21 protein-coding genes and 1 tRNA gene are annotated in these 24,977 nt (G+C 69.6%); 11 read left to right on the top strand and 11 right to left on the bottom strand.

Annotated elements, in window-relative coordinates:
* Positions 1-15: 15 nt before the first annotated feature.
* Positions 16-1,575 carry an RDD family protein gene (locus OG302_RS25930; protein WP_371528963.1) on the bottom strand — a complete coding sequence of 520 codons (1,560 nt, stop codon included), beginning with the start codon at positions 1,573-1,575 and terminating at the stop codon, positions 16-18.
* 221 nt (positions 1,576-1,796) lie between these two features.
* Between OG302_RS25930 and OG302_RS25925 the strand changes: the two genes are divergently transcribed.
* On the top strand, positions 1,797-2,276 hold the full coding sequence (locus OG302_RS25925; RefSeq protein WP_361836523.1) for an SsgA family sporulation/cell division regulator: 480 nt from the start codon (positions 1,797-1,799) through the stop codon (positions 2,274-2,276).
* A 70-nt stretch (positions 2,277-2,346) separates the two neighbouring features.
* Here the strand turns inward: OG302_RS25925 and OG302_RS25920 are convergent, their stop codons facing one another.
* Entirely contained in the window at positions 2,347-3,726 is a 1,380-nt protein-coding gene (locus OG302_RS25920; protein ID WP_371528962.1) for an FAD-binding oxidoreductase, read from the bottom strand.
* 98 nt (positions 3,727-3,824) lie between these two features.
* Between OG302_RS25920 and OG302_RS25915 the strand changes: the two genes are divergently transcribed.
* Positions 3,825-5,429: a tetratricopeptide repeat protein gene (locus tag OG302_RS25915; RefSeq protein WP_371528961.1), complete on the top strand. Its 1,605-nt coding sequence runs from the start codon at positions 3,825-3,827 to the stop codon at positions 5,427-5,429.
* Between the two features lie 538 nt (positions 5,430-5,967).
* On the opposite strand, the gene nthA is transcribed toward OG302_RS25915, so the two are convergent.
* The 4 genes from nthA to hppD form a co-directional block, all read right to left on the bottom strand.
* Positions 5,968-6,555 carry a nitrile hydratase subunit alpha gene (nthA, locus tag OG302_RS25910; RefSeq protein ID WP_371528960.1) on the bottom strand — a complete coding sequence of 196 codons (588 nt, stop codon included), beginning with the start codon at positions 6,553-6,555 and terminating at the stop codon, positions 5,968-5,970.
* Positions 6,555-6,878 (bottom strand): SH3-like domain-containing protein, encoded by a 324-nt coding sequence (locus tag OG302_RS25905; protein WP_371528959.1) that lies wholly within the window; start codon positions 6,876-6,878, stop codon positions 6,555-6,557. Before OG302_RS25905 ends, nthA begins: the two co-directional genes overlap by 1 nt.
* On the bottom strand, positions 6,865-7,152 hold the full coding sequence (locus OG302_RS25900) for a hypothetical protein (RefSeq protein WP_361836535.1): 288 nt from the start codon (positions 7,150-7,152) through the stop codon (positions 6,865-6,867). Before OG302_RS25900 ends, OG302_RS25905 begins: the two co-directional genes overlap by 14 nt.
* A 71-nt stretch (positions 7,153-7,223) precedes the next feature.
* The gene (gene hppD / locus OG302_RS25895; protein ID WP_371528958.1) at positions 7,224-8,384 is read right to left on the bottom strand and encodes a 4-hydroxyphenylpyruvate dioxygenase; all 1,161 of its coding nucleotides are present in this window, start codon (positions 8,382-8,384) and stop codon (positions 7,224-7,226) included.
* Between the two features lie 133 nt (positions 8,385-8,517).
* On the opposite strand from hppD, the gene OG302_RS25890 reads away from it, so the two are divergent.
* From OG302_RS25890 to OG302_RS25865, 6 genes are all read left to right on the top strand, one after another.
* Positions 8,518-8,988, top strand: a complete 471-nt coding sequence (locus OG302_RS25890) for an Lrp/AsnC family transcriptional regulator (protein ID WP_160505290.1) — start codon at positions 8,518-8,520, stop codon at positions 8,986-8,988.
* Positions 8,989-9,116: 128 nt separating this feature from the next.
* The gene (locus OG302_RS25885; RefSeq protein ID WP_371750233.1) at positions 9,117-9,764 is read left to right on the top strand and encodes an ABC transporter permease; all 648 of its coding nucleotides are present in this window, start codon (positions 9,117-9,119) and stop codon (positions 9,762-9,764) included.
* Positions 9,765-9,837: 73 nt separating this feature from the next.
* Complete coding sequence (locus OG302_RS25880) at positions 9,838-11,046, top strand: betaine/proline/choline family ABC transporter ATP-binding protein (RefSeq protein ID WP_371750232.1); 1,209 nt, start codon at positions 9,838-9,840, stop codon at positions 11,044-11,046.
* A gap of 5 nt (positions 11,047-11,051) precedes the next feature.
* Positions 11,052-11,957, top strand: coding sequence for an ABC transporter permease (locus OG302_RS25875; protein ID WP_371750231.1), 906 nt, complete (start codon positions 11,052-11,054; stop codon positions 11,955-11,957).
* Positions 11,954-12,925 (top strand): glycine betaine ABC transporter substrate-binding protein, encoded by a 972-nt coding sequence (locus OG302_RS25870; protein ID WP_371528957.1) that lies wholly within the window; start codon positions 11,954-11,956, stop codon positions 12,923-12,925. Before OG302_RS25875 ends, OG302_RS25870 begins: the two co-directional genes overlap by 4 nt.
* A gap of 106 nt (positions 12,926-13,031) precedes the next feature.
* Complete coding sequence (locus OG302_RS25865) at positions 13,032-13,631, top strand: ArsR/SmtB family transcription factor (protein WP_371528956.1); 600 nt, start codon at positions 13,032-13,034, stop codon at positions 13,629-13,631.
* Between the two features lie 150 nt (positions 13,632-13,781).
* Here the strand turns inward: OG302_RS25865 and OG302_RS25860 are convergent, their stop codons facing one another.
* The 4 genes from OG302_RS25860 to OG302_RS25845 all read right to left on the bottom strand — a co-directional run bounded on the left by OG302_RS25860 (position 13,782) and on the right by OG302_RS25845 (position 19,002).
* The gene (locus OG302_RS25860; protein WP_371528955.1) at positions 13,782-14,588 is read right to left on the bottom strand and encodes a S16 family serine protease; all 807 of its coding nucleotides are present in this window, start codon (positions 14,586-14,588) and stop codon (positions 13,782-13,784) included.
* 49 nt (positions 14,589-14,637) lie between these two features.
* Positions 14,638-15,279, bottom strand: a complete 642-nt coding sequence (locus OG302_RS25855; protein ID WP_190080202.1) for an IclR family transcriptional regulator — start codon at positions 15,277-15,279, stop codon at positions 14,638-14,640.
* A 327-nt stretch (positions 15,280-15,606) separates the two neighbouring features.
* Positions 15,607-17,403, bottom strand: coding sequence for a DEAD/DEAH box helicase (locus OG302_RS25850; protein ID WP_371528954.1), 1,797 nt, complete (start codon positions 17,401-17,403; stop codon positions 15,607-15,609).
* A 144-nt stretch (positions 17,404-17,547) separates the two neighbouring features.
* A complete protein-coding gene (locus OG302_RS25845; protein ID WP_371528953.1) occupies positions 17,548-19,002 on the bottom strand; it encodes an MFS transporter in 1,455 nt (484 codons plus the stop codon).
* 294 nt (positions 19,003-19,296) lie between these two features.
* Between OG302_RS25845 and OG302_RS25840 the strand changes: the two genes are divergently transcribed.
* The 3 genes from OG302_RS25840 to OG302_RS25830 all read left to right on the top strand — a co-directional run bounded on the left by OG302_RS25840 (position 19,297) and on the right by OG302_RS25830 (position 24,396).
* Positions 19,297-23,805, top strand: coding sequence for a DUF6531 domain-containing protein (locus OG302_RS25840; protein ID WP_371528952.1), 4,509 nt, complete (start codon positions 19,297-19,299; stop codon positions 23,803-23,805).
* Positions 23,802-24,188 carry a hypothetical protein gene (locus OG302_RS25835; RefSeq protein ID WP_371528951.1) on the top strand — a complete coding sequence of 129 codons (387 nt, stop codon included), beginning with the start codon at positions 23,802-23,804 and terminating at the stop codon, positions 24,186-24,188. Before OG302_RS25840 ends, OG302_RS25835 begins: the two co-directional genes overlap by 4 nt.
* A 133-nt stretch (positions 24,189-24,321) precedes the next feature.
* Positions 24,322-24,396, top strand: a tRNA-Cys gene (locus OG302_RS25830).
* Between the two features lie 59 nt (positions 24,397-24,455).
* On the opposite strand, the gene OG302_RS25825 is transcribed toward OG302_RS25830, so the two are convergent.
* Positions 24,456-24,950, bottom strand: coding sequence for an AAA family ATPase (locus OG302_RS25825; RefSeq protein WP_371750230.1), 495 nt, complete (start codon positions 24,948-24,950; stop codon positions 24,456-24,458).
* Between the last annotated feature and the right edge of the window lie 27 nt (positions 24,951-24,977).

Here is a 24,977-nt window from a genome sequence, read left to right as displayed (position 1 = left end):
ACGTGTGCGGGGGCCCTAGCCGGCCACGAACGTTCCCGCGGCCTTGTCGTGCCAGCACTGGCGCCACGGCCGGTCGAACAGCCCCCACAGCACGCCGACGACTCCGATCAGCAGGACTCCCGGCACCACGTAGACGAGCCACCGCTTCAGCGCCGACCCGAACGTCGGCGTCTCGTGCTCCTCCATGTCGCGCACCTGGATCCCCAGCACCTTCTTGCCGAGCGTCCGCCCCCACTTGGCCGTGGGCAGTACCTCGTAGATGACGCCGAAGAGGAGCAGCACGGCAAGGACCATGCCCAGGTACCCCGCCGTGGTGCCGTCGAGCAGCCACACCGTGACCTTCTCGCCGGACATCTTCGCCGCGTCGATCTTGCTGTCGACGTGGTCGGCGGCCTTCGTGCCGAGCGGCAGCGCAGCGGCCCCCGTCACGGCCACCAGGACGATGGTGTCGATGAACCGCGCGGCGAACCGCTTGCCGAGCCCCGCGGGCCGCCCCGCGGCCTGGCTCTGCGCCATCGCGAGGAACGGATCGCTGGCCACCGGCTTCCACGGCACGACGGGCTGCTGCCCGTCCCCCTCGGCGAGCTGGTGCACCTGCTGCGCCCACGAGGGCGAGCCGCCACCGGGCCCCGACGTCACGGGCGAGGCCGCGCCACCGGGCGCACCGCCCTGCTGCGGGACGGTGGGCTGGACGGGGGCGGGCGCGGGTGCCGGCGCGGGCGCAGGGGCCGGAGCAGGGGTGGGGGCGGCGGCCTGGGGTGGTACGGCGGCCTGCGGGGGCGCCGGGGCCTGCGCCGCCGCGCCGGACGACTTCGGGCGCAGCGCCCGGATCGCCATGGTGCCTTCGGTGGCGGGCGGGGCCGCGGCGGGCCGCACCGGCCCCGCGGGCCTGCGGAATGTCACGGTGCCCTCGGTGGAGGGCTGCTCCTGCTTCTCCTGCTTCTCCTGCTTCTCGCGCCTCTCCTGCTTCGGCGGAGTGCCTGACGTGCCCGGCTTGATCGCCCGGATCTGCACCGTGCCGGGCCCGTTGGCCTCCGGAGCAGGGGACGAGACAGAGGGGGAAGCAGAAGGGGCGGCGGAGGCGGCGGGAGGGGTTTCCGCCGGGGTCGGGCCGCTCGGCGTGCGCGGGTCCCGCGGGTCCCTCGGCTCTGCGGCCCCCGAAGCGCTCCGCTGCTCGGGCCCGCCCCAGGAGATCCGGCGCTCCTGCTCGCCGCCGAGCCCCGCCTGCCGGGCCGCGTCCGCCTGCCACGCGGAGGCGGGCTCGGGCCTCGACCCGTGCTGCGAGACATCGGCATCGGCCGCGCCGCCCGACGGCTCCGACGACGGCATGGGCTCCTCGTCGAAGAAGTGCGGCCCGGTCTCCTCCGTGGGCAGCGGCGCCGCCGCTCCCGCACCCGCTCCCCCGCCCGCGCCCGGAGGCGTGGGGAGCGATTCGCCGTCGGTCGGGGCGGGACGGCTGGTCCCGGGCACCCAGGCCGCGCCGTTCCAGTACCGGACATATCCGGGAATGGACGGATCGGGGTAGTAGCCTTCGCGGGGCCTGTCGTCGCCTGGGGCCGGAGTTGGGGCGCTCATGTCCGTCGTCCCGTATCTGCTCGGGGGTCTTTTTGAGGCTCCACATCTATCAGACCCTTGCGCCCGCCTGTGCGGCTCCTGCCCTACAGACCACTTTCCGGGCACAGTTCGGCCTCGTACGGAAAAACTTTCCGGAACCCGCGTAATGCTTCGCACCCATCCCGCTCTCTCCTTGCACGGGCCCGCTCCAGGGCCCAGGACAAGGAAGGAACAGCACCGACATGCACACCGTGGTGGAACGCGAGCTTGAGCTCAATCTCGTCCTCTCTCCGGAACGCGCGATCCCCGTTCCGGCCCGCCTCACCTACCGCACCGACGATCCCTACGCCGTCCACATCGCCTTTCACATCGGCTCCGAGCACCCCGTGAACTGGACGTTCGCCCGCGAGCTGCTGGTCGAGGGGGTGTTCAGGCCCTGCGGGCACGGCGACGTCCGGGTCTGGCCGACCAAGGTCGAGGGGCGCAGCGTCGTCCTGATGGCGCTGAGTTCACCCGACGGTGACGCCCTCCTGGAGGCCCCGGCGCCCGCCGTGTCCGCCTGGCTCGAGCGCACGCTGCGGGTGGTCCCTCCGGGCTCTGAGGCTGAGCGGCTCGGCATCGACGACGGCCTCGCCGAGCTGCTCACCCCCACCACGGGCCGCGCCGACGACCTGTGGCTGCGTGACCCCTGGCCCTCGGACGAGTCCAAGGACGGTGAGTGAGCTCCGCGGCCACGGGGGCGATCGCGGAGACAAGGTACGGAGCCCGGGGCACGCCGTGCCGGGCGCCGGGTCAGAACAGCTTGCCGGGATTGAGGAGGGAGAGCGGATCGAACGCCGCCTTGATGGCGCGCTGCATCTCCACGCCCACCGGGCCGATCTCGCGCGCCAGCCACTCCTTCTTGAGGACGCCGACGCCGTGCTCGCCGGTGATCGTGCCGCCGAGTTCCAGGCCGAGCGCCATGATCTCGTCGAAGGACTCACGGGCGCGGCGGCCCTCGTCGGCGTCCGCCGCGTCGAAGCAGACGGTGGGGTGGGTGTTGCCGTCGCCCGCGTGCGCGCAGACCCCGATCGTGAGGCCGTACTTATCGGCGATGCGGTCGACGCCCTCCAGCATGTCGGCGAGCCTGGAGCGTGGCACGCACACGTCGTCGATCATCGTCGTGCCCTTGACGGCTTCGAGCGCGGTGAGTGACAACCGCCGTGCCTGGAGCAGCAGTTCGGACTCCGCCGCGTCCTCGGCCGGTACCACCTGGGTGGCGCCCGCGGCCTCGCAGAGCGCGCCGACGGCCGCGAGGTCCGCGGCGGGGTCCGCGGTGTCGAAGGCGGCGAGGAGCAGCGCCTCGGTGGTCTCCGGCAGACCCATGTGGGCCAGCGCGTTCACGGCCCTGATGGTCGTACGGTCCATGAGTTCAAGGAGTGAGGGGACGTGCCCGCCCTCCATGATCTTGCATACGGCGTCGCAGGCGGCCTTCGCCGAGCCGAACTCGGCGGCCAGGACGAGCTGTTGGGGCGGCTGCGGCTTCAGGGCGAGGGTCGCGCCGACGACGATGCCGAGGCTGCCCTCGGAGCCGACGAAGAGGCGCGTGAGGTCGTAGCCCGCGACGCCCTTGGCCGTGCGCCGTCCGGTGCTCATGAGCCGTCCGTCGGCGAGGACGACGTCGAGGCCGAGCACGTACTCCGCCGTCACGCCGTACTTCACGCAGCACAGGCCGCCCGATGCGGTGCCGATGTTCCCGCCGATGGTGCAGGTCTCCCAACTGGACGGGTCCGGCGGGTAGTAGAGACCTTGTTCGTTCACGGCCCGGGAGAGCGTGGCGTTGACGACGCCCGGCTCGACGACCGCGATGCGGTCGACGGGGTTGATCTCCAGGATGCGGTCCATCTTGACCAGGGACAGCACGATGCAGCCCTCGGTGGCGTTCGCGCCGCCCGACAGGCCCGTGCGGGCACCCTGCGGGACCACCGGGACGCGTAGCTCGGTCGCCGTGCGCATGACGTGCTGGACCTGTTCGACGGTGCGGGGCATGACGACGACGGCCGGGGTGCCCGCGTCGCAGAAGCTCGCCATGTCGTTCGCGTACGCGGACGTGATGTCGGGGTCCGTGAGGACGGCGTCGCCGGGGAGGGCGTCGTTACCGCCACAGAGGAGTTCGATGAGTGTGCGGCTCATGATCACAGCCTCGCACCCGGGGCCATCGGTGTGAACCCGTGTGCGACGCCCGTCCGTATGCCGGGGTGTGCTCTTCGTATTGACGCACAGTGAGCGCCATGGAGATCGAGACCGGGTCCGAGTCCGTGACCCAGAAGGAACAGCGCCCGCCTCCCTCGCCTGCCCTCGCGTCCGGGTCGACGCCCGTGTCGGCGTCGGCCGTCTGGAGCGAGTCGCCGCGGGGTGCGCGCCGCTCCCCTTCCCTGCGGCGGGTGCTTGCCGCCTCCGTCGCCGGGTGTGTGGTGCTCGGGGGTGCGGTGGTGGTGCTGCGGCCCGACGCGGGCGGGAAGGCGGCGCCGCCCGCCCTGGGGCCGGCCGGGCGGGCGATGGCGGCGGCGGGCGCCGGGGTGCCGGCGGCGCTGCCCGACCTCACCGTGCTGATCGGGGAACGGGAGGCGCATCTGCGCAAGCATCCCGGGGACGACGAGTCGTGGGCGGTGCTCGGGGCCGCCTACGTCGAGCGGGGCCTTCGGACCGCGGACTCCGCGTACTACCCCAGGGCGGAGGACGCGCTGCGTACGTCCCTGAAGACGCGGCCGGAGGGAAACGCGCAGGCGCTGACGGGCATGGCGGCGCTCGCGAACGCGCGGCACGACTTCCGCGGGGCGAAGAAGTGGGCCGAGAGCGCGGTCGAGCAGGCGCCCAAGCGGTGGTCGGCGTATCCCGTCCTGATCGACGCGTACAGCGGTCTGGGTGACGCGAAGGGCGTGGGGAAGGCCCTGGACACACTCAAGGAGCTGAACTCGGGCACGTCCGTGATGGCGCGGTCCGGGCAGGTCTACCGGGACCGCGGCTGGCGCGAGGACGCGGCCTCGAAGCTGATGGACGCGGCGGCGCTCGCGGAGGGGTCCGCGGAGAAGGCGGCGTGCCTGTACCGGGTGGGCGAGCTGGCGTGGGAGCGGGGCGAGCCGACGGAGGCCCTGCGCTACTACGACGCGGCGCTGCGCTCGGACCCCGACCACCACCCGTCCCTCGCCGGGAAGGGCCGTGCGCTGGCGGCACTCGGCCGTACGTCGGAGGCCCTCCGCTCCTACCAGAGCGCGCTCCTCAGGCAGCCCGCCCCGGAGTACGCCCTCGCCCTTGGCGAGTTGTACGAGTCGCTGCGGCTGGCACCGGCCGCCCGGGCGCAGTACGACGTGCTGCGGGCCCGGGTGAAGCAGGAGGGGGTCAACGGCGTCAACGACGAACGGATCCTCGGCCTGTTCGAGGCGGACCACGGGGACGCGGACGCGGCGGTGGGCCGCCTCCGGGCGGAGTTCAAGCGGCACGGGAGTCCGGAGGCGGCGGATGCGCTGGGCTGGGCGTTGCACCGGGCCGGTGAGGACGAGGAGGCGCTGAAGTACGCGACCCGGGCTACGGACAAGGGCCCGCGGCTGGCCGCGTTCTCCTACCACCGGGGTGAGATCGAGCGTGACCTGGAGCGGTACGGGGCTGCTCGCCGGCACATCGGCGAGGCTCTCCTGCTCAACCCCTACTTCTCCCCGCTCCTGGCCCCGAAGGCGCGCAAGGCGCTGGACTCCCTGGGCGACCCCCCGGAGGGCGGACCCGCCGAAATGTACGCCGCGAAACCCCCCGAGCCCCCAACACCCCCTCCCACCACATCCCGCCCCACCCCCAAACCACCGGCACCCCGAAGCGGAACATCAACATCCCAAAATTCCTGACCCCGTCCCGGCGCTCCGCGCCGGACCTCCCCCACCCACCCACCCGATCACCCCGCAGCACAGGAGTACGGGTAGGACCACCGTGCTGGCGGGCGGGACGCGGATCCCGCTGCGGGGCAAACGGGTGAACGGGCGGGCGGGACAGGGGCGACCCGATGACCGCCGCAGACAACCGCCCGGCGGGGGCCGACACGCCCAGGAGCACACTGCCGGGCAAACGGGCGGGTGGACGGGAAAGATCCGGCGCGAAGCGGCGGGAGAGGGGCGACCCGATGACCGCCGCAGACAACCGCCCGGCGGGGCCCGTCACGTCCAGGAGCGCGCTGCGGGGCAAACGGGCGGGTGGGTGGGGGACTTCCGGCGCGAAGCGGCGGGACAGGAACAGCCCGATGGCCGCCGCAGGCAACCGACGGGCGAGGCCCGTCACGTCAGGGTCGCGCTGCCGGGTGAACGGGCGGGTGGGTGGGGGGCATCCGGCGCGAAGCGGCGGGGCAGGGGGCACGCCGCGGAGTGGGCGGAAGGGCCCCGCAGGCGGGGACTACAGCGCGGCTGTGCCGATCAAGGCGTTCCGGGTCACCAGGGCGGCGAGGTCCGCCTCCGGGAGGGATTCCGTGCCGGGAGGACGGCGGGGCAGGACCATGTAGCGGGTCTCCGCACTGGAGTCCCAGACCGTGACCTCCGTGTCCGGGGCCAGGGAGAGCCCGAACTCCGCCAGCACCGCCCGCGGCTCCCGCACCACCCGCGACCGGTACGCCTCGCTCTTGTACCAGCTGGGCGAAGGCCCGAGCAGCCGTACCGGATAGCAGGAGCAGAGCGTGCAGACGATGACGTTGTGCGTGCGGGCGGAGTTCTCCACCACCCGCAGACGCTGCGGCTGGACCCCGCCCGCCGCGTAACCCAGCTCCGCCACGGCAGCCGTACCGTCCGCAAGGAGGCGGTCCTTGAACGCGGGGTCCGTCCAAGCCCGCGCCACCACCCGCGCCCCGTTCACCGGGGAGGACCCCGCGAGGAACGCGTCGAGAGCCTCGTCGAGGACCGCCCCGGCGACGATCCCTCGCTCCTCCAACAGAGCCTCCAGGCCGCGTACTTGGCGGGAGATCGCCGCATCCGAGTGCGTACCGGACATCAGTTGCCCTCCGCTTCCGAGTAACTCTCCGGGGCCGAGCAGCTCTCCGGTTCCAGGTAGCTCTCCCACAGTTCCAGCACCACCCCGTGCTCCCCCTCACCCCACAGCTCCCGCGCCGCGAACCGCACCGCGTAGACCTGTTCCACCGGCGCGTCCCCCCGCCCCTGCGAGCTGACGTCCGCCAGCGGATGGCGGCCCTCGGGTTCGATCACCACACCCCGCTTGCCACGGGCGTACCGCGGCAGGCGGGTGTGGTGCGGCGGGTCGTGGTGGACGGTGCGGACGCGGGCGCCCGCGGCGAACCGGTCGTCAGACGAGGGCATCCAGCTCACCCGCCGTCACGACACCCTTGCGCACGAGCAGCACCCGGATCGCGTGGAACCACCGCTCGTAGTACGAAGCCGCCAGGTACTCACCCGGCGGCATCGTCTCCACGGCATCCCTGAACTCGTCCAGGTTGTAGACGCCCTCACGCACCAGCGCACTGTTGAGCGCGAAGACCCGCGCCTCCCAGTCCGCGTGGAAGGGCTCCGTGTCGTCGGTGGTGTCGATGGGCCCGAAGCCCGTCATCCCGCCGACGTCGTTGATCCTGGCCATGCCCGCACTCTAACCAGCGAGCGCCCGAAGCGGACCAGAAACAGAGCCCCTCGGAGCTTTCCCGGAGCCCCTCAGAGGTTGCCCCGCTTCTCCTGCTCCCGCTCGATCGCCTCGAACAGCGCCTTGAAGTTGCCCTTGCCGAAGCCCATCGAGCCGTGCCGCTCGATCATCTCGAAGAAGACCGTCGGGCGGTCCTGGACCGGCTTGGTGAAGATCTGCAGGAGGTAGCCGTCCTCGTCACGGTCGACCAGGATCTTCAGCTCGCGCAGGGTGTCGACGGGGACGCGCGTCTCGCCCGCCCACTCCCCCAGCGTGTCGTAGTACGAGTCCGGGGTGTCCAGGAACTGGACTCCGGCCGCGCGCATGGTGCGTACGGACTCCACGATGTCGTTCGTGGCGAGCGCGATGTGCTGGACTCCCGCGCCGCCGTAGAACTCGAGGTACTCGTCGATCTGGGACTTCTTCTTGGCGATGGCCGGCTCGTTGATGGGGAACTTCACCTTGAGGGTGCCGTCCGCGACCACCTTCGACATCAGCGCGCTGTACTCGGTCGCGATGTCGTCGCCCACGAACTCCTTCATGTTCGTGAAGCCCATGACCTTGTTGTAGAAGGCGACCCACTCGTTCATCTTGCCGAGCTCGACGTTGCCGACGCAGTGGTCGATCGCCTGGAAGGTGCGCTTGGCGGGCGGCTCGACGATCGGCGAGGCGGCCCTGAAGCCGGGCAGGTAGGGGCCGTCGTAGCCGCTGCGGTCGACGAGCGTGTGGCGGGTCTTGCCGTACGTGGCGATGGCGGCGAGGACGACCGTGCCGTTCTCGTCCTTGACCTCGTAGGGCTCGGTGATGCCGCGGGCGCCGTGCTCGACGGCGTACGCGTACGCGGCGCGCGCGTCCGGCACCTCGATGGCGAGGTCGACGACGCCGTCGCCGTGCTCGGCGACGTGACCCTCGATGAACTGGCCCCAGTCCGTGGAGGCCTTGATGACGGAGGTGAGCACGAAGCGGGCCGCGCCGCTGGTGAGGACGTACGAGGCGGTCTCACGGCTGCCGGTCTCCGGTCCCGCGTACGCCACGAGTTTCATGCCGAAGGCCGTGGAGTAGTAGTGGGCCGCCTGTTTGGCGTTGCCCACGGCGAAGACGACCGCGTCCATCCCCTTGACCGGGAAGGGATCTGCCTCGCGCGCGGTGTGGGGGGTGGTGGCCGTGTGCTGGGTGTTCGCGGTAGCTGCCATGTCCGCAGGCTCCCGCCGTATCGCAAGGTGCGCAATAGTTTGCGTATTCAGTGGGCAATCTGCATAGCCGTAGGCCAGGATGGGCGGGCTATCTGTACATGATGACCACCTCGGGAGCGGAGCTGAGCGCACCATGACGATCGATCATCTGGACGGCAGGCTCATCGTGCTTCTCGCCCGCGAACCCCGCATCGGCGTCCTGGAGGCGTCCCGCCGGCTCGGTGTGGCGCGGGGGACCGTGCAGGCCCGGATGGACCGCCTTCAGTCGAACGGAGTCATCCGCGGCTTCGGCCCGGAGGTCGACCCGGCGGCCCTGGGCTACCCCGTCACCGCCTTCGCCACGCTGGAGATCAAACAGGGCCAGGGCGCCGACGTACGGGCACATTTGGCGACCGTCGCCGAGGTGCTCGAACTGCACACCATCACCGGCCACGGGGACATGCTGTGCCGTCTCGTGGCCCGTTCGAACGCGGATCTCCAACGTGTGATCGACCGGGTCGTGGGTTTTGATGGCATCGTCCGGGCCTCCACGGCGATCGTCATGGAGAACCCTGTTCCGCTGCGGATCATCCCGCTGGTCGAACAGGCGTCAGAAGACACCTGACGCGGGTAGATAGGAGAGCGAACGGCCGAACAGACCCAGCTCCACAGGGCCGCACGACGCAGCACGCACGCGGGCGACGGGAGACTCCCGGCGCCGTCTGAACCGCGCCTGGGCAGGTGAGCAGTTCAGTGAACTTCTGGGACTACCTCGGCAACCGCCACCAGCAGTTGCTGACGGACGCGTACCAGCACGCCAGCGCAGTCTTCCAGTGCATGGTCGTGGCGACCGTCATCGGAGTACTGATCGGCGTCATCACGTACCGCAGCGAGTGGGCAGGCAACCTGGCCACGACCGCGACCTCCACCATCCTGACCATCCCGTCGCTCGCCATGATCGGTCTGCTGATTCCCGTCGTGGGCCTGGGCGTCGCCCCGACGGTCATCGCCCTGACCCTCTACGGCCTGCTCCCCATCGTGCGCAACGCCATCGTCGGCCTGCGCGGCGTCGACCCCTCGCTGGTCGACGCGGCGAAGGGCATCGGGATGTCGCGCGCCGCACGCCTCGTCAGGGTGGAGCTGCCGCTCGCCTGGCCGCCGATCCTGACCGGCATCCGCGTCTCCACGCAGATGCTGATGGGCATCGCGGCCATCGCCGCGTACGCGTCGGGTCCGGGTCTCGGCAACGAGATCTTCCGCGGCATCGGCTCGCTCGGCAGCAAGAACGCACTCAACCAGGTGCTCGCGGGCACGCTCGGCATCATCATCCTGGCCCTGCTCTTCGACGCCGCGTACGTCCTGATCGGCCGCCTGACCATTTCGAGGGGTATCCGTGTCTGAGACCACCGCGACTTCCACCGACGGGGCGACGGCCGGGGGCGCGGCGGCCCCGAACGCCACCACGGGCGCGACGATCGAGCTGGAGAACCTCACCAAGCGGTACGCGGGCAGCGGCGACCCCGCGGTGGACAGCGTCAGCATGGAGATCAAGGCGGGCGAGATCGTCATCCTCGTCGGCCCTTCGGGCTGCGGTAAGTCGACCACGCTGAAGATGATCAACCGGCTCATCGAGCCGACCAGCGGCCGCATCCGCATCGGCGGCGAGGACGTCACCGACATGGACCCGGTGAAGCTGCGCCGGAAGATCGGCTACGCGATCCAGTCGTCCGGGCTCTTCCCGCACATGACGGTCGCCCAGAACATCGCCCTCGTGCCGAGGATGATCGGCTGGGGGAAGACGAAGATCAAGTCCCGGGTCGAGGAGATGCTCGACCTAGTCGGGCTCGACCCGGCCGAGTTCCACGGCCGCTATCCCCGCCAGCTCTCCGGCGGCCAGCAGCAACGCGTGGGCGTGGCACGGGCGTTGGCGGCCGACCCACCCGTCCTCCTGATGGACGAGCCGTTCGGCGCGGTCGACCCGATCACCCGCGACCACCTCCAGGACGAGCTGATCCGGCTCCAGCACGAGCTGCACAAGACGATCGTCTTCGTCACGCACGACTTCGACGAGGCCATCAAGCTCGGCGACCGCATCGCGGTCCTGCGGGAGCGCTCGCACATCGCGCAGTTCGACACCCCGGAAGCCATCCTGACCAACCCGGCGGACGACTTCGTCTCCGGTTTCGTGGGCGCGGGCGCGGCCCTCAAGCGGCTCAACCTCACCCGCGTACGCGACGTGGAGATCGCCGACTTCGCGACGGTGACCGTCGACGACCCGCTCCAGGACATCTTCGACCGGCTGCGGGCCAGCGGCACGAACGAACTGCTGCTCCTCGACAAGCGCGGCCGCCCCTACAAGTGGCTGCGGCGCGGTGACCTGATGCGCGCCAAGGGCTCGCTGGCCCGCGCCGGCACGCTCGTCCACGACACGGTCACCCGTGACGCCACCCTGCGTGACGCGCTCGAAGCGGTGCTCACGGACAACGCGGGGCGGGTCGCGGTCACCGGGCGGCGCGGCGAGTACACCGGCGTGGTGGACATGGAGACGCTGATGAACTCCGTGCACGAGATGCTGGAGGCCGACCGGCTCGACGCGGTGGAGCACCAGCACGAACTGCAGGAACAGCGCGCCCTGTTGACCCACCACGAGCAGGAGGGCGACGGAGGGGCGGCGAAGGCGTGAGCGGCATCCCCGGGAGCAACCCCCGGATCCCCGACCGCACACCGGCCCCCGACGGCGGGCCCGGTCCACGGCCGGACGGCGAGCACGAGGTCAAGGGCCACCTCTTCCGCGACACGGGCGAGGCGGAGCCGGAGCCGCCGCCCTCGGCGGGGGCTGTGGCCACGGGCCGGGCGCGGCGGATCGGCTGGCAGAAGCTCACCGTCCTGCCCGCGTTCCTCGCCCTCATCCTGCTGCTCACCTGGTGGTGGTTCGAGCAGGCCGACCTGGACGCGATCAGCAAGAACGCCCTCGCGGACGGCAACGTCTGGCTCAGGCTCCGCCAGCACATCCAGCTGACGGTGATCTCCACCTTCTTCGTGCTGATCATCGCGATCCCGCTGGGCATCCTGCTGACCCGCAAGAAGCTCCGCAAGGCGGCGCCGGGCGCGATGGCCCTGGCGAACATCGGCCAGGCGACCCCGGCGATCGGCCTCCTCGCCCTCCTGGTGATCTGGATCGGCATCGGCGAGAAGGCGGCCCTGATCGGCATCATCATCTACGCCGTCCTGCCGGTCCTCTCCAACACGATCGCGGGCCTGAACGCCAACGACCCGACCCTCCTGGAGGCGGCGCGCGGCATCGGCATGTCGTCGTGGGGAGTCCTCGGCAAGGTCGAGCTCCCGCTGGCCGTGCCGCTGATCCTGGCGGGTGTGCGCACCGCGCTCGTGCTGAACGTCGGCACGGCGACGCTCGCCACCTTCGGCGGTGGCGGCGGGCTCGGCGACCTCATCACCACCGGGATCACCAACCAGCGGATGCCGGTGCTCATGCTCGGCTCGATCCTGACGATCGCGCTCGCGCTCCTGGTGGACTGGCTGGCCTCGCTGGCCGAACTGGTCCTGCGTCCGCGCGGGTTGGAGGTCGGCTCATGAGGCTCACGGTGCGTACGGCGGCGGTCGGCGTGGTGGGCGGTGCCCTGCTCGTGAGCTGCGGTCTCACCAGCGGCAGCCCGATGGTGGACGACGTGAAGCCGGGCACGATCGGCAAGGGCCAGCCCCTGAAGGGCGTCGACCTCACCGTCACGTCGAAGGAGTTCACCGAACAGCTGGTCCTCGGCGCGATCATGGGCATCGCCTTCGAGGCGGCGGGCGCGGACGTCCTCGACCGGACGGGCATCCAGGGCTCGATCGGCGCGCGCGAGGCGGTCAAGGGCGGTGACGCGGATGCCATGTACGAGTACACGGGCACCGCCTGGATCACGTACCTGGGCAACTCCGATCCCATCGACGACCCGCGGAAGCAGTGGGAGGCGGTGCGCAAGGCGGACGCGAAGAACGGCGTCAGCTGGCTGCCGCCCGCCGAGCTCAACAACACGTACGCGCTGGCCATCAATCAGAAGAACGAGGCCAAGTACAAGCCCAAGACGCTCTCCGACGTGGCGGCCCTGTCGAAGAAGGACCCGAAGGCGGTCACGCTGTGCGTGGAGAGCGAGTTCTCCTCGCGCGAGGACGGTCTGCCGGGCATGCAGAAGGAGTACGGGATGAAGATCCCCAACTCCAGCATCACCAAGATGGACACCGGGATCATCTACACCCAGGTCTCCAAGGGGTCGTGCACGTTCGGCGAGGTCTTCACGACCGACGGCCGCATCAAGGCGATGAAGCTGTCGGTGATGGCGGACGACAAGCACTTCTTCCCCAACTACAACGTCGCCCCGGAGATCAACAGCAAGGCGCTCGATGAACACCCGAAGATCGCGGAGGTCCTGGACCCCATCACGAAGAAGCTGAACAACACGGTGGCCCAGGAGCTGAACTCCAAGGTGGATGTGGAGGGTCAGGATCCGCATGAGGTGGCGCTGGACTGGATGGTGCAGGAGGGCTTCGTGAAGGAGGGGTAGCGCCGCCGGGCGGGGCGCCATCCGGAGTCACGGCCTCCAGAAGTTACAAAGACTCCGTTGCAAAGAAGGTGTTGCAACGGAGTCTTTGCATGTCTACGGTTGAGCCATGACGGACGGCACGACGGAACCAGAACCCCACAAGGTCCACACCCTCACCCCGCACTCGCTGCGGGGACTCGCGCATCCGCTGCGCATGGCGCTGCTCAAGTCGCTGCGGAAGGGCGGTCCCGCCACCGCCTCCCAACTGGCCGCCCGCCTGGGCGAGTCCAGCGGCGCGACGAGCTATCACCTGCGCCAGCTCGCGGCGCACGGCTTCGTCGAGGACGCCCCCGGGCGGGGCAAGGGCCGCGAGCGGTGGTGGCAGGCGGCGCACCAGGGGACGCGCCTCGACGAGGGGCTCATGAACGACCCGGACCCCACGGTGCGCGGCGCGGTCAGCGTCTACCTCCACGAGGTCGCGACGTTCCACGCCGCCGAGGTCTCCACCTGGATCGGCACCCAGCACGACTGGTCCGCGGAGTGGATCGAGAGCTCCGACCTCAGCGACTACACCCTGCGCCTGACGCCCGAGCTCACCACCGAACTGGCCGGAAAGATCGACCGCCTCATCGAGAGCTACCGCGCACTGGCGGTCGATGAGGACACCCCGGGCTCCGCCAAGGTCCGCCTGCACACCCACGTCTTCCCGACGCACCCCACCGAGTGAGAGAGGCCCCGGCCATGCACCCAGACATCCACCTGCGCCTGCACCACACCCGCGCCGCCGAACTCCACCGCGCGGCACCCTTACCGCAGCGCCGTCCCCGGCTCCGTACTCAACTGGGCTGGACCATGGTCGAGTTGGGCCTGCGCCTGGTCAGCAGCTCGGGACCTTCCCGCCCCGGTCCAGGGCACGCAGCGCGTCGACCGTGCCCTTCAGTGTCGTGACCGGGATCAGCCGCAGGCCCTTCGGCAGCTCCGCCTGAGCGTCCGAGCACTCGTCCTCCGGGACCAGGAAGACGCTCGCGCCGTCCCGTTTGGCGGCCTGCGTCTTCATCGAGACACCGCCGACCGGGCCGACCTCGCCGCCGGCGGAGATGGTGCCGGTGCCCGCGATCTTCCGGCCGCCCGTGAGGTCGCCGCCGCTGCCGTTGCCGTCGATCAGGTCGATGATGCCGAGCGAGAGGAAGAGGCCCGCGCTGGGGCCGCCGATCTTGCCGAGGTCGACCTTCACCTTCACCTTGCCGGTGCCGTCCACGCCGTTCGCGGCGAGGTAGGAGAGCGCCGCCTTCGTGGCCGTGTCCTGCGATTCCCTCATGTCGCCGAGGTTGTGCTTCTCGACTTCCTTCACGTTGTTGCCCGTGGGGTACACCGAGTCCTTGGGCATCACGGAACGGTCCGTACGGAACCAGCCGTCCAGCACGTCGCCCAGGCTCGCGTCCATGTCGGGCCCCGTGGCCACGATCGTCGTCATGCGCAGCTGCCCCTTCGGCTCACGGGTGGGCGCCCCGGTGATCGTGATGACCGGCTTGCCCCCGCTCTCGCCGAGTACGTCCGCCGTCGTGCCCGGCTGGGCCACGGCGAACGGCAGCGGCGCGAGGCAGGCGACGGCGAGCAGGGCGACCACGGGGGCGGCACAGACGGCGAGGGCCTTGGGGCGCGTGAGGCGAGAGAGGGAGAACACGGGATCAATCTAACGTGACCGGTTCCGTGACCGGATCAGCGGACAGGGCTCACCGCAAGGCGTCGGCGACCTCCCGGGCCGCGTCCACCACCCGTGGGCCCACCCGCTCCGGCACGGAGTCCGACAGCATGACGACCCCCACGCTCCCCTCGATCCCGGTGACCCCCACCAGCGGGGCGGCGGCCCCGCTCGCGCCGGCCTCCAGCTCGCCGTGGGTCAGCGCGTAGCCGGGGTCGGTGGCGAGCCCCTGCCGGGCGGCGAGGATGGCGCGGCCCGCGGCGCCCCGGTCGAGGGGGTGCCGGAAGCCGGTCCGGTAGGCGACGTGGTAATCCGTCCAGGTCGGCTCGACGACGGCCACGGCGAGGGCCTCGGTGCCGTCGACCAGCGTCAGATGCGCGGTGGCCCCTATGTCCTCGGCGAGGGAACGGAGAGCGGGCAGCGCGGCCTCACGCACCAGCGGATGCACCTGGCGGCCCAGGCGGAGCACCCCGAGGCCGACCCTGGCCCGGCCGCCGAGGTCACGGCGGACCAGGGCATGCTGCTCCAGCGTGGCGAGGAGGCGGTACACCACGGTGCGGTTCACACCGAGCTTGTTGGACAGCTCGGTGACGGTGAGCCCGTGATCGGTGTCGGCCAACAACTTGAGGACACGCAGTCCTCGGTCGAGGGTCTGGGAAGTCTCCGCGGTCACGACGCCCACTCCTTAGGTGAGGGTCGACGGCCCCTTTACGCGGCGGTTGCGTCGCCGGTCCCGTGGGCGACGCGCGTCAGAGGCCGCCGGTCGGAACTCCGGCTGCGCTCCGCGGCGGCGCTGCCACGGGGCGTGTACGTTGCGGGGACATTAGCGAGGCCGTCCCGCTCAGCGGAAGACTCCGTCCAGAATCCGGGCACGAGACCGGTTGTTAGGGGCGCAATGCCCCATACGCGGGGGACGCCGACGGAGGTGTGCACGACTCCCGCACACGGAACCCACCCCTCCTCCCGTAACGGAGCCCGCACGCTCACTTCCTGGGGGTGGTCACTTCATGCGGGTGGCCCACTCGCCGACCTTCGCGATCCGCTGCCGCAGCTGCCCGGCGGTGGCCTCCGCGCTCGGCGGCCCGCCGCAGGTGCGGCGCAGCTCGGTGTGGATCACGCCGTGCGGCTTCCCGCTCTGGTGGGAGTACGCGCCGACCATCGTGTTGAGCTGCTTGCGCAGTTCGAGCATCTCCTTGTGGGAGACCACGGGCCGCCGCTCGGCGGGCAGTTCGAGGAGATCGGCCTCCTCGTCGGGCCGCTTCTTGCTGTGCGCGATCTGCCGGGCCTGCCGCTTCTGGAGCAGCATCTGCACCTGGTCGGGTTCGAGGAGCCCGGGGATGCCGAGGTAGTCCTGCTCCTCCTCGCTGCCCGGGTGGGCCTGCATGCCGAACTCGGCGCCGTCGAAGAGCACGCGGTCGAAGACAGCATCGGATTCGAGGGCCTCGAAGGAGAACTGCTCCTGCTCGCCGGTGTCCTCGTCCTCCTCCTTGTTCGCCTCGTCCATCTCCTTCTCGGACTCGGCGTAGGGGTCCTCCTCGCCCTCCTTCTTCGGCTTGTCGAGGACGTGGTCGCGCTCGACCTCCATCTCGTTGGCGTGGCCGAGGAGGTCGGGGACGGTGGGCAGGAAGACCGACGCGGTCTCGCCGCGCCGCCGTGAACGCACGAAACGGCCCACGGCCTGGGCGAAGAAGAGCGGCGTCGAGATCGTGGTCGCGTACACGCCCACCGCGAGGCGCGGCACGTCGACGCCCTCGGACACCATGCGGACCGCGACCATCCACCGGTCGTTGCTCGCGGTGAAGTCGTCGATCCGCTTCGAGGCGCCCGTGTCGTCCGAGAGGACGACGGTGGCCTTCTCCCCCGTGAGCTCGCGGATCAGCTTGGCGTAGGAGCGGGCGGAGTCCTGGTCGGACGCGATGACGAGCCCACCGGCGTCCGGGATGGCCTTCCTGACCTCGGTGAGCCGCTGGTCGGCGGCCTTGAGGACGTTCGGCATCCACTCGCCGCGCGCGTCCAGGGCGGTGCGCCAGGCCTGCGAGATGGCGTCCTTGGTCATCGGCTCGCCGAGCCGCGCGGCGATCTCGTCACCGGCCTTCGTGCGCCAGCGCATGTTGCCGGAGTAGGAGAGGAAGATGACGGGCCGCACGACGCCGTCGCCGAGCGCGCTGCCGTAGCCGTACGTGTAGTCGGCGGCGGACCGCCGGATGCCGTCGTTCCCCTCCTCGTACGCGACGAAGGGGATCGGGTTCGTGTCGGACCGGAACGGCGTACCGGTGAGCGCGAGCCGCCGGGTGGCGGGCTCGAACGCCTCCAGGCAGGCCTCGCCCCACGACTTCGAATCACCGGCGTGGTGGATCTCGTCGAGGATCACCAGGGTCTTGCGCTGCTCGACGCGGTTGCGGTGCAGCATGGGCCGCACGCCGACACCGGCGTACGTGATGGCGACGCCCTGGTACTCCTTGCTGAGCGGGCCCGCGCTGTACTCCGGGTCCAGCTTGATCCCTATGCGGGCCGCCGCCTCCGCCCACTGCTTCTTCAGGTGCTCGGTCGGCGCGACCACCGTCACCTGCTGCACGACGTGGTGGTGCAGCAGCCAGGACGCGAGCGTCAGCGCGAACGTCGTCTTGCCTGCGCCGGGTGTCGCGACGGCCAGGAAGTCACGCGGCTGCTCCTGGAGGTACCGCTCCATCGCCCCCTGCTGCCAGGCGCGCAGCTTGTTGGCGGTGCCCCAGGGGGCGCGGCCGGGGAAGGCGGGAGAGAGGTGGTGCGATGCGGAGTTGGCGGCGGTGGTAGTCACGGTCTCCGGTTTGACGCTCGGGTACGGACGACAAAGCGCGTACGAGTACGTACGACAACCGGGCCACCCTACCGGTGCCGGTTGACGCGTCGCGGCGAACGGCACGGCCCCCGGGACGGGTGCGACGGGACTCACACGGCTCGCTCAGGCAGCACGTTCCTTCAGCCGCGTCCCCACCCACGCCCCCACCAGCGCGACCGCCGCCATCGGCAGGAACACGGCGACGAAGGCCCCCGGATGGGATCCGTTCGCCTCGCCCGCGCCGTGCCCCGCGCCCACCATGCCGCCGCCGAGCGCGGCGAACGCGGCGCCTCCGACGGCCAGGAGCAGGGCGTTGGAGAGGCCGTCGGAGATCTGCAGGGCGGCGGAGTTGGTGCCCGCGTCCTCGGGCGGCGAGAGCCGCAGGAGCAGGACGCTGGTGGACCCGATGACCGTGCCCATGCCGAGGCAGCCGAAGGCCCAGGCCACCGCGACGATCCACACCGGGACGGCGTCGATCAGGACCGTGGGCGCGGTGGCGATGGCGGCGGCGACCAGGAGCATCCCGACGACCGTGAGCCGGGTCCGGTGCGGCTCCATGGCCGGCCGCGACTGTACGAACGAGCCGAGCGCCCAGGTCGCACCGCCCACGGCGAGCGAGAGCCCCGCCATGGTCGGCGAGAGCCCGCGCTGGGTGACGAGCATCAGCGGCACGAAGGATTCCGCGGCGATGAACGATCCGGCGGCGATGCCGCGAAGGAGCACCACGGAGGGCAGGCCGTGCGAGGCCCGGTAGGTGCCGCGCGGCAGCAGACCGAGGACGGAGGGCACGAGCACGGCCGCGCCGAGCACGGCGGGCAGCAGCGAGAGCCAGCGCAGCTCCTGCCCCGCGTACTGCAGGAGCCCGGCGCCCAGCGAGATCCCGAGCGCGAGCCGGATGCGGCGGCGGTCGAAGGGGCCCGCGGACGCTTCGGAGACGGGCCCGGCGGCCCTGAGCCTGATCTGCGGCAGGGCGAGCGCGAGCGGCGCCACGACGAGCACCGGGATGCCGATGAAGACCCAGCGCCACCCCAGGTGCTCCGTGACGGTCCCGGAGACCAGCGGCCCCACCACGGACGGCACGACCCAGCTCGCCGCGAACGCCGCCATGATGGACGGCCGCAGATGCTCCGGGTAGGCCCGGCTGACGACGACGTACAGCGCGACGATGACGAGCCCGCCGCCGAGCCCCTGCACGGCGCGGCCCAGGATGAACATCCACATGGCCCCGGCGGTCCCGGAGAGCAGCAGCCCCGCCGCGAACCCCGCGATCCCGGCGGCGAGCGGCCCGAGTGGCCCGCGCCGGTCGGCCCACTGCCCCGAGAGCACCATGCCGAAGAGGCTGGTGGTGAAGTACGCGGAGAAGGCGAAGGCGTAGAGCGAGAGGCCGTCCAGCTCACGGGCCGCGACCGGCATCGCGGTCCCGACGGCGGTGGCCTCGAAGGCGATGAGCAGCACCACGGAGACGATCCCGAAGCTGAGCGCGCGGTAGGGCGCGCGAAGCACTCCGCCCTGGAGCTCGGACGGCGGTGCTATCGGTTCGGCGGCGACGGCTGCGTCACGCGGTTCCAGAGCGCTCATGCCGGCCAGCGTAAGGGGCGTGACGGGCTGTGGCCCCTGTCCGGGGGCGGGGGTGCGCTGGTCCCTTGGTCGTAGGGCCAGGCCATCAGCGGTGAGGCTCCGTCCCCGCTGGACAGTCTGCCGAAGAGTCCATTTTTACACCTAAACGCCCTTACGAGCTGTTGGGTAAAACCCGGGCTTGCCTCTTTGTCGAAACTTGTTCTGGTGTCCTCACCAACCTCATGGATAACGTGAGTTGGCCTTTTACCAGCTACGACAACCGCCAAAACGTGAGTCACGACGGGGGATTGAACCGTGTCGCACCGACCGGCTGACTGGCATGTCCTTGACTTGGACAAGGACCCGACGCCCGGGGACCCGGACCGCGTCCGGAACCTCGCCAAGAATCTGCACGACTTCGCCGACGACGTGTCGAAGGTCCTCCGTGACATCAAGGGGATGGCGGGCGAGGACGCCATCCTGACCTGGGCGGGCAAAACGGCAGAGTCCTTCACCTCCGAGTTCGAGGACGCGCCGGGCAAGCTGAAGAAGCTCAAGAAGAGCTACGAGATGGCCGGCGACGCCCTCTCCACCTACTGGCCCGAACTCGAACGCTCCCAGGCTCTCGCCGACAAGGCCCTGGCCAAGGGCCGTGAGGCGCAGACCAGCCTCTCCGCCGCCCAGTCCCGCCTCACCTCCGCCGACTCCTGGGTGGACAGGGCGGGCAAGGAAGCCGACAAGTACAAGGACGACGACGGCGGTTCCAAGGCCGGCAAGGACGTCCCGAAGCCCGACCCGGACAAGGTCAAGGCCGCCACCCGCAACGCCAACTCCGCCGAGAAAGCCCAGACGGCAGCGAAGTCGGACGTCTCGGCCGCCCAAAGCAGTCTGGACGCGGCGAAGAAAATGGCCGAAGACGCCCGCAAGATGCGTCAGGACGCGGCCGGGACGGCGAAGAAGAAGCTCGAGGACGCCTCCGACGCCGGGATCCAGAACCGCAAGTGGTGGGAGGAGGTCGGCGACTGGGTCACCGACAACTGGGACACCATCGTCGCCGTCTGCAAAGTCGTCGTCGCCGTCCTCGGCGTCATCGCGATGATCATCGGCGGGCCCATCCTCGGCGCCATCGTCCTCATCGCCGCCCTCGTCGTCCTCGCCGACACCCTCAACAAATACGCCAACGGGGAAGCATCCCTATGGGACGTCGCCTTCGCCGCCCTTGACTGCATACCCGGCATGAAGGGACTGACCTCCCTCCGCGGCCTCGCCAAGGGCATGAAGGGCCTCAAGGCCGGGCTCAAGGGGCTGAAGTCGGCCCGTGGTGCCCTGACCAAGGGTGCGAAGGGAGCCTTCAACCGCCTTAAGGGCAAGATCAAGGGCTGCGGAGACCCCGTGGACGCGGCCACCGGGCAGATGTTCTTGGACGCGACCGACATCACGCTGCCCGGCACCCTGCCGCTGGCTTTCACTCGTCGGGTTGCCTCCGGCTACCGCACGGGCGGTTGGTTCGGCCCCACCTGGACTTCCACGATCGACCAACGCCTGGAGCTGGACGAACAGGGCATCGTCTTCGTCACCGAAGACGGCATGCTCCTCGAATATCCACACCCCCAAGGGCCGGACGCCGCGGTACTGCCCATCTCGGGGCCGCGCTGGCCGCTCACCCGACGGGACGACGGCAGCTACCGCGTTGCCGACCCGATCATCGGCCACACCCGCTGCTTCGGCGCGCCCTTCGACGACACCGCACTCCTGACCCGGATATCTGACCGCAATCACAACACCATCGATGTCGACTACGACACCGAGGGCGCCCCGCTGGCGATCCGGCACAGCGGCGGCTACCACCTCGCACTGACCGTCGAGGAAGAGCGCATCACCGCACTCAGCCTGACGAACGCGGGCGAGAACCATACCGACGTCACGATCAAGCAATACGAATACACCGACGGCAACCTCACTGCGGTCACCAACTCCTATGGCTCACGCATGCTGTTCACCTACGACGAGCAACTGCGCATCACGTCTTGGACGGACAGCAACCACAGCCGCTACAACTACACCTACGACGAGCAGGACCGCTGCATCGCCCAGGGCGGTGAGGCCGAGCACCTGTCCCACACTTTCGTCTACGACGTGATCGACCCCGAGTGGCCCGGCTGCCGCGTCACCGAGGTCACCACGGCAGAGGGCTCCACTTCCCGTCTCGTCGTCGACGACCGATGCATGGTCATCGCCGAAATAGACCCCCTTGGCGGGGTCGTACGGACGGACTACGACGCTCACCAACACGTCACGGCCTGGACGGATGAACTGGGTAACACCACGAGGATCGTGAACAACGGGCTGGGGCAGCCCGTTGAGGTGACCCGGCCTGATGGCGCCGTCGTGCGCGTGGCCTACAACAGCCTGGCCCTTGCCACGGCCATCGACCTGCCGGACGGGACCTCCTGGCAATACGCCTACGACGAGCGCGGCAACTGCACCAGCACTGTCGATCCGTCCGGAGCGACCTCTCAGAGCACGTACACCTCGCAAGGCCACCCAGTCACGACCACCGATGAGCTCGGTCACGTCACCAGAGTGCGCTGCAACCCCGCCGGGCTTCCTCTTGAGGTCACCGACCCGTTGGATGCCACGATCAGTTGGGCACGCGACGCATGGGGACGTCCTGTCGCCGTCACCGACGAAACGGGGCGCACCACCCGACTGGGCTGGTCGACAGAGGGCCGCCTCGTCCACCGCCTCATGCCCGATGGAGCGACCGAGGCATGGACATATGACGGCGAAGGCAATCTGACCAGCCACACAGACCAGCTGGGGCAGGTATCCCACTTCGAGTACACCCACTTCGATCTGCTGTCGGCCCGCACCAACCCCGACGGCGCCCGCCACGAGTTCACCTACGACACGTCACTGCGCCTCAAGCAGGTCACCAATTCGATGGGTATGACCTGGAGTTACGACCACGATGAAGTCGGTCGTCTGAAAGCAGAGACCGACTTCGACGGCCGCACACTCACCTATACCCACGACGCCACAGGCCGCCTGGCCTCCCGCACCGACGCCCTCGGCCAGACCATCACATTCGACAGGGACGTGCTCGGCCAGGTCGTACGCAAGGATGCCGCTGGGACAGTCAGCACGTATTCGCACGATCTGCTGGGTCGGCTCACGCACGCGACGGCATCGGAATGCACCCTCGTTCTGGAGAGGGACCGCGCCGGCCGGCTCCTCACGGAGTCCGTGAACGGGCGGACCCTCACCTACGCATACGACGACGCCGGCCGCCGTACCGGCCGCACTACTCCCGTCGGGGCGACCAGCACAAGGACCTACGACGCCGTAGGCCATCTCGCGCGCATCAATGCTGCCGGCCGTGTCATCGACTTCGACCGTGATGCCTCGGGACGGGAAGTGGCCCGCCACATCGGCGCGAACGTCACCCTGGCCCGCGCCTATGACGAGGCAGGCCGGCTCACCGCCCAGTCGGTCACCGCCGAGGACGGAAGGTCGATCCAGCACCGCGCCTACACCTACCGGGCCGACGGCAACCTCACAGGCATCGACGACCAGATCTCCGGCACCCGCCACTTCGACCTGGACTCAGCTGCCCGGGTCACAGCAGTCCGGGCCCGCGGCTGGACGGAATCCTACGCATACGATGCAGCCGGCAATCAGATGCAGTCGGACTGGCCCGATACCCACCCGGGCCACGAATCCTCTGGACCACGTGCTTACACCGGCACTCGCCTTACTCGCGCCGGACGCATCCGCTACGAATACGACGCCCTCGGTCGAGTCACCCTGCGCCAGAGGACGCGTCTGTCCCGTAGACCCGACACCTGGCGCTATGCATGGGACGCCGAAGACCGTCTCACGTCCGTCACCACTCCGGACGGCACCTGCTGGGTCTACCTCTACGACCCCCTTGGCCGCCGTACCGCCAAGCAACGCCTGGCTTCCGACAACAAGACGATCGTCGAAGAAACCGTCTTCACCTGGGACGGCAGCACTCTGTGCGAACAGACCACCACAGCACCAAACTTTCCCAATCCCGTCACTCTCACCTGGGAGCACCAGGGGCTTGCACCCGTCGCGCAGACCGAACGGGTGTCCACGCCAGATGAGCCGCAACACGAGATAGACTCCCGCTTCTTCTCGATGGTCACCGACCTCATCGGCACGCCCACCGAACTCATCGACGAGACCGGCGGCATCGCTTGGCGCGCGCGCAGCACCCTCTGGGGCAAGACAGCCTGGCCCGCCGACAGCGCCACGTACACACCACTTCGCTTCCCGGGCCAGTACCACGACCCTGAGACCGGGCTCCACTACAACTATCTGCGCTACTACGACCCCGAGTCCGCCCGTTACCTCACCAGCGACCCTCTCGGACTCGAACCGGCGCCCAACACCGTCACGTACGTCAACAACCCTCACATGTGGGTGGACCCCCACGGGCTTTCTCCATGCAGACCTTGGGTCATCGGCAAGGGAGATGATCCGCTGGTCCCGGAACTGGCGGATGAGATTCACGCACGATACCCGGGACACATGAAGGCACAGGGCGTTGACATAGTCGGCGCGGACGGAAAGCCGCTCACCGACTTCGATATCGTGACAGGCAACGCCGTCGTCCAGGTCAAGGATGGTTCGGGTAAGGGAGCCTTGAAGCAGGCGCTCAACACTCAGAGCCTGACGGACTACCCAGTTATTGTCTACCTGCCGAAGGGGCGCGGATCCGTCATCAAATCCCTGGAGGAAGCCGGGATAATGGTCACTCGAGACAAGGAAACCCTGATGCAGGTGCTTGCGCCATGAGGGACACCATGGTCCTGTTTACGAACTCGAACGATTGGGACACGTTCACGAGCAGGCTAAATGTCCTGCAAAAACTGGAGACTGGCCCTTACTTCCAATATTACGAAGTCGAGGGCGGAGTAATTGGATTCGACTCGACGGAGGATGTCACGGCTGATTTCGAAGCCGAGGAACTCTCCCATATCGAGGGAATCATCGGGAGCTTCCGAGCCGCGCTTGTGGAGTACGAAAATACTGCGTGCAGAGACGCGTTCCTTCGGTGCGTAGCTCCGGGCCTAAAGGGAGTATTAGATACGAATTACGAGGAAATTGTCCCATACGCCGAAATTTTGCGATGGATCTCCTCTCACCCAGGAACCCACTTCCGCGAGTACTCCAAGTAGACGTGAACCTCGCGGCGGCGCTCATGAACGACGTATGGCAGTTCTGTTGCAGCCCTGGCTCCGACCTTGAACAGGTCGATGGTCCTCGCCTACGTTCAAAGGGTCGAACTCGGCAGTTCATCGGGTTCAACACGGCCGTGTGCCCGAGTGGCTTAGGGGCTGGACTGCAAATCCAGTAACGCGGGTTCGATTCCCGCCACGGCCTCCAGTGAGAAGTGCACGGACTGGAAGGCGCGGTAGCCCCACCCGGGGCCGTGGGGTCCCGTTCTAGAGCCGCGCCTCGTCCAGCCCCGCGAGGATCGCGTCCACCGTCTCGTCGACCGTCAGGTCACTGCTGTCCAGCCAGAGGCCGAGCCGTGGCGTCGTCTCCCGCAGGCCCGTGTCCAGGTCCTGTACGGTCCACGCGCCATAGCCGGTCTTCCCGCGACCGGCCTCCCTCGCCTCGACCGCGTCCGGCCTCGGGGCGAGCACCACGACATGTACGGGGCGCGTACGCAGCAGGTCCACGTACGTCTTCAACTCCTCGCCCAGGATGACGTCCTGGACCACCGCGACGAAGCCCGCCGACGCGTATGCGTCGGCCGTCGACGCCGACAGGCCGTAGCGCAGGCGGAGTTGGGCCTCCGCTTCATCCGATGCGCCGGGCTCGTACTCCTGGCCGCCCGACACGATCATCCGGCGGAAGACGTCGCCCCGCACGTGCGCCGCGCGCGGCAGGCGCTCGGCCAGGGCCTGCGCCACCGTGGACTTGCCCGAGGCCATGATGCCGGTGATGACGACGACACCGGC

Source organism: Streptomyces sp. NBC_01283, from assembly GCF_041435335.1.
In the GTDB taxonomy this organism is placed as follows: domain Bacteria; phylum Actinomycetota; class Actinomycetes; order Streptomycetales; family Streptomycetaceae; genus Streptomyces.
The sequence above is the reverse complement of the archived record's forward strand: the minus strand, read 5'-3'. Positions and strand labels throughout refer to the sequence as shown.

What these genes read in the sequence shown, in the direction of transcription:
- OG302_RS25930 (WP_371528963.1), bottom strand. Translation starts at nt 1,575, where the DNA reads ATGAGCGCCCCAACTCCGGCCCCAGGCGACGACAGGCCCCGCGAAGGC.
- OG302_RS25925 (WP_361836523.1), top strand. Translation starts at nt 1,797, where the DNA reads ATGCACACCGTGGTGGAACGCGAGCTTGAGCTCAATCTCGTCCTCTCT.
- OG302_RS25920 (WP_371528962.1), bottom strand. Translation starts at nt 3,726, where the DNA reads ATGAGCCGCACACTCATCGAACTCCTCTGTGGCGGTAACGACGCCCTC.
- OG302_RS25915 (WP_371528961.1), top strand. Translation starts at nt 3,825, where the DNA reads ATGGAGATCGAGACCGGGTCCGAGTCCGTGACCCAGAAGGAACAGCGC.
- nthA (WP_371528960.1), bottom strand. Translation starts at nt 6,555, where the DNA reads ATGTCCGGTACGCACTCGGATGCGGCGATCTCCCGCCAAGTACGCGGC.
- OG302_RS25905 (WP_371528959.1), bottom strand. Translation starts at nt 6,878, where the DNA reads ATGCCCTCGTCTGACGACCGGTTCGCCGCGGGCGCCCGCGTCCGCACC.
- OG302_RS25900 (WP_361836535.1), bottom strand. Translation starts at nt 7,152, where the DNA reads ATGGCCAGGATCAACGACGTCGGCGGGATGACGGGCTTCGGGCCCATC.
- hppD (WP_371528958.1), bottom strand. Translation starts at nt 8,384, where the DNA reads ATGGCAGCTACCGCGAACACCCAGCACACGGCCACCACCCCCCACACC.
- OG302_RS25890 (WP_160505290.1), top strand. Translation starts at nt 8,518, where the DNA reads ATGACGATCGATCATCTGGACGGCAGGCTCATCGTGCTTCTCGCCCGC.
- OG302_RS25870 (WP_371528957.1), top strand. Translation starts at nt 11,954, where the DNA reads ATGAGGCTCACGGTGCGTACGGCGGCGGTCGGCGTGGTGGGCGGTGCC.
- OG302_RS25865 (WP_371528956.1), top strand. Translation starts at nt 13,032, where the DNA reads ATGACGGACGGCACGACGGAACCAGAACCCCACAAGGTCCACACCCTC.
- OG302_RS25845 (WP_371528953.1), bottom strand. Translation starts at nt 19,002, where the DNA reads ATGAGCGCTCTGGAACCGCGTGACGCAGCCGTCGCCGCCGAACCGATA.
- OG302_RS25835 (WP_371528951.1), top strand. Translation starts at nt 23,802, where the DNA reads ATGAGGGACACCATGGTCCTGTTTACGAACTCGAACGATTGGGACACG.
- OG302_RS25825 (WP_371750230.1), bottom strand. Translation starts at nt 24,950, where the DNA reads ATGGCCTCGGGCAAGTCCACGGTGGCGCAGGCCCTGGCCGAGCGCCTG.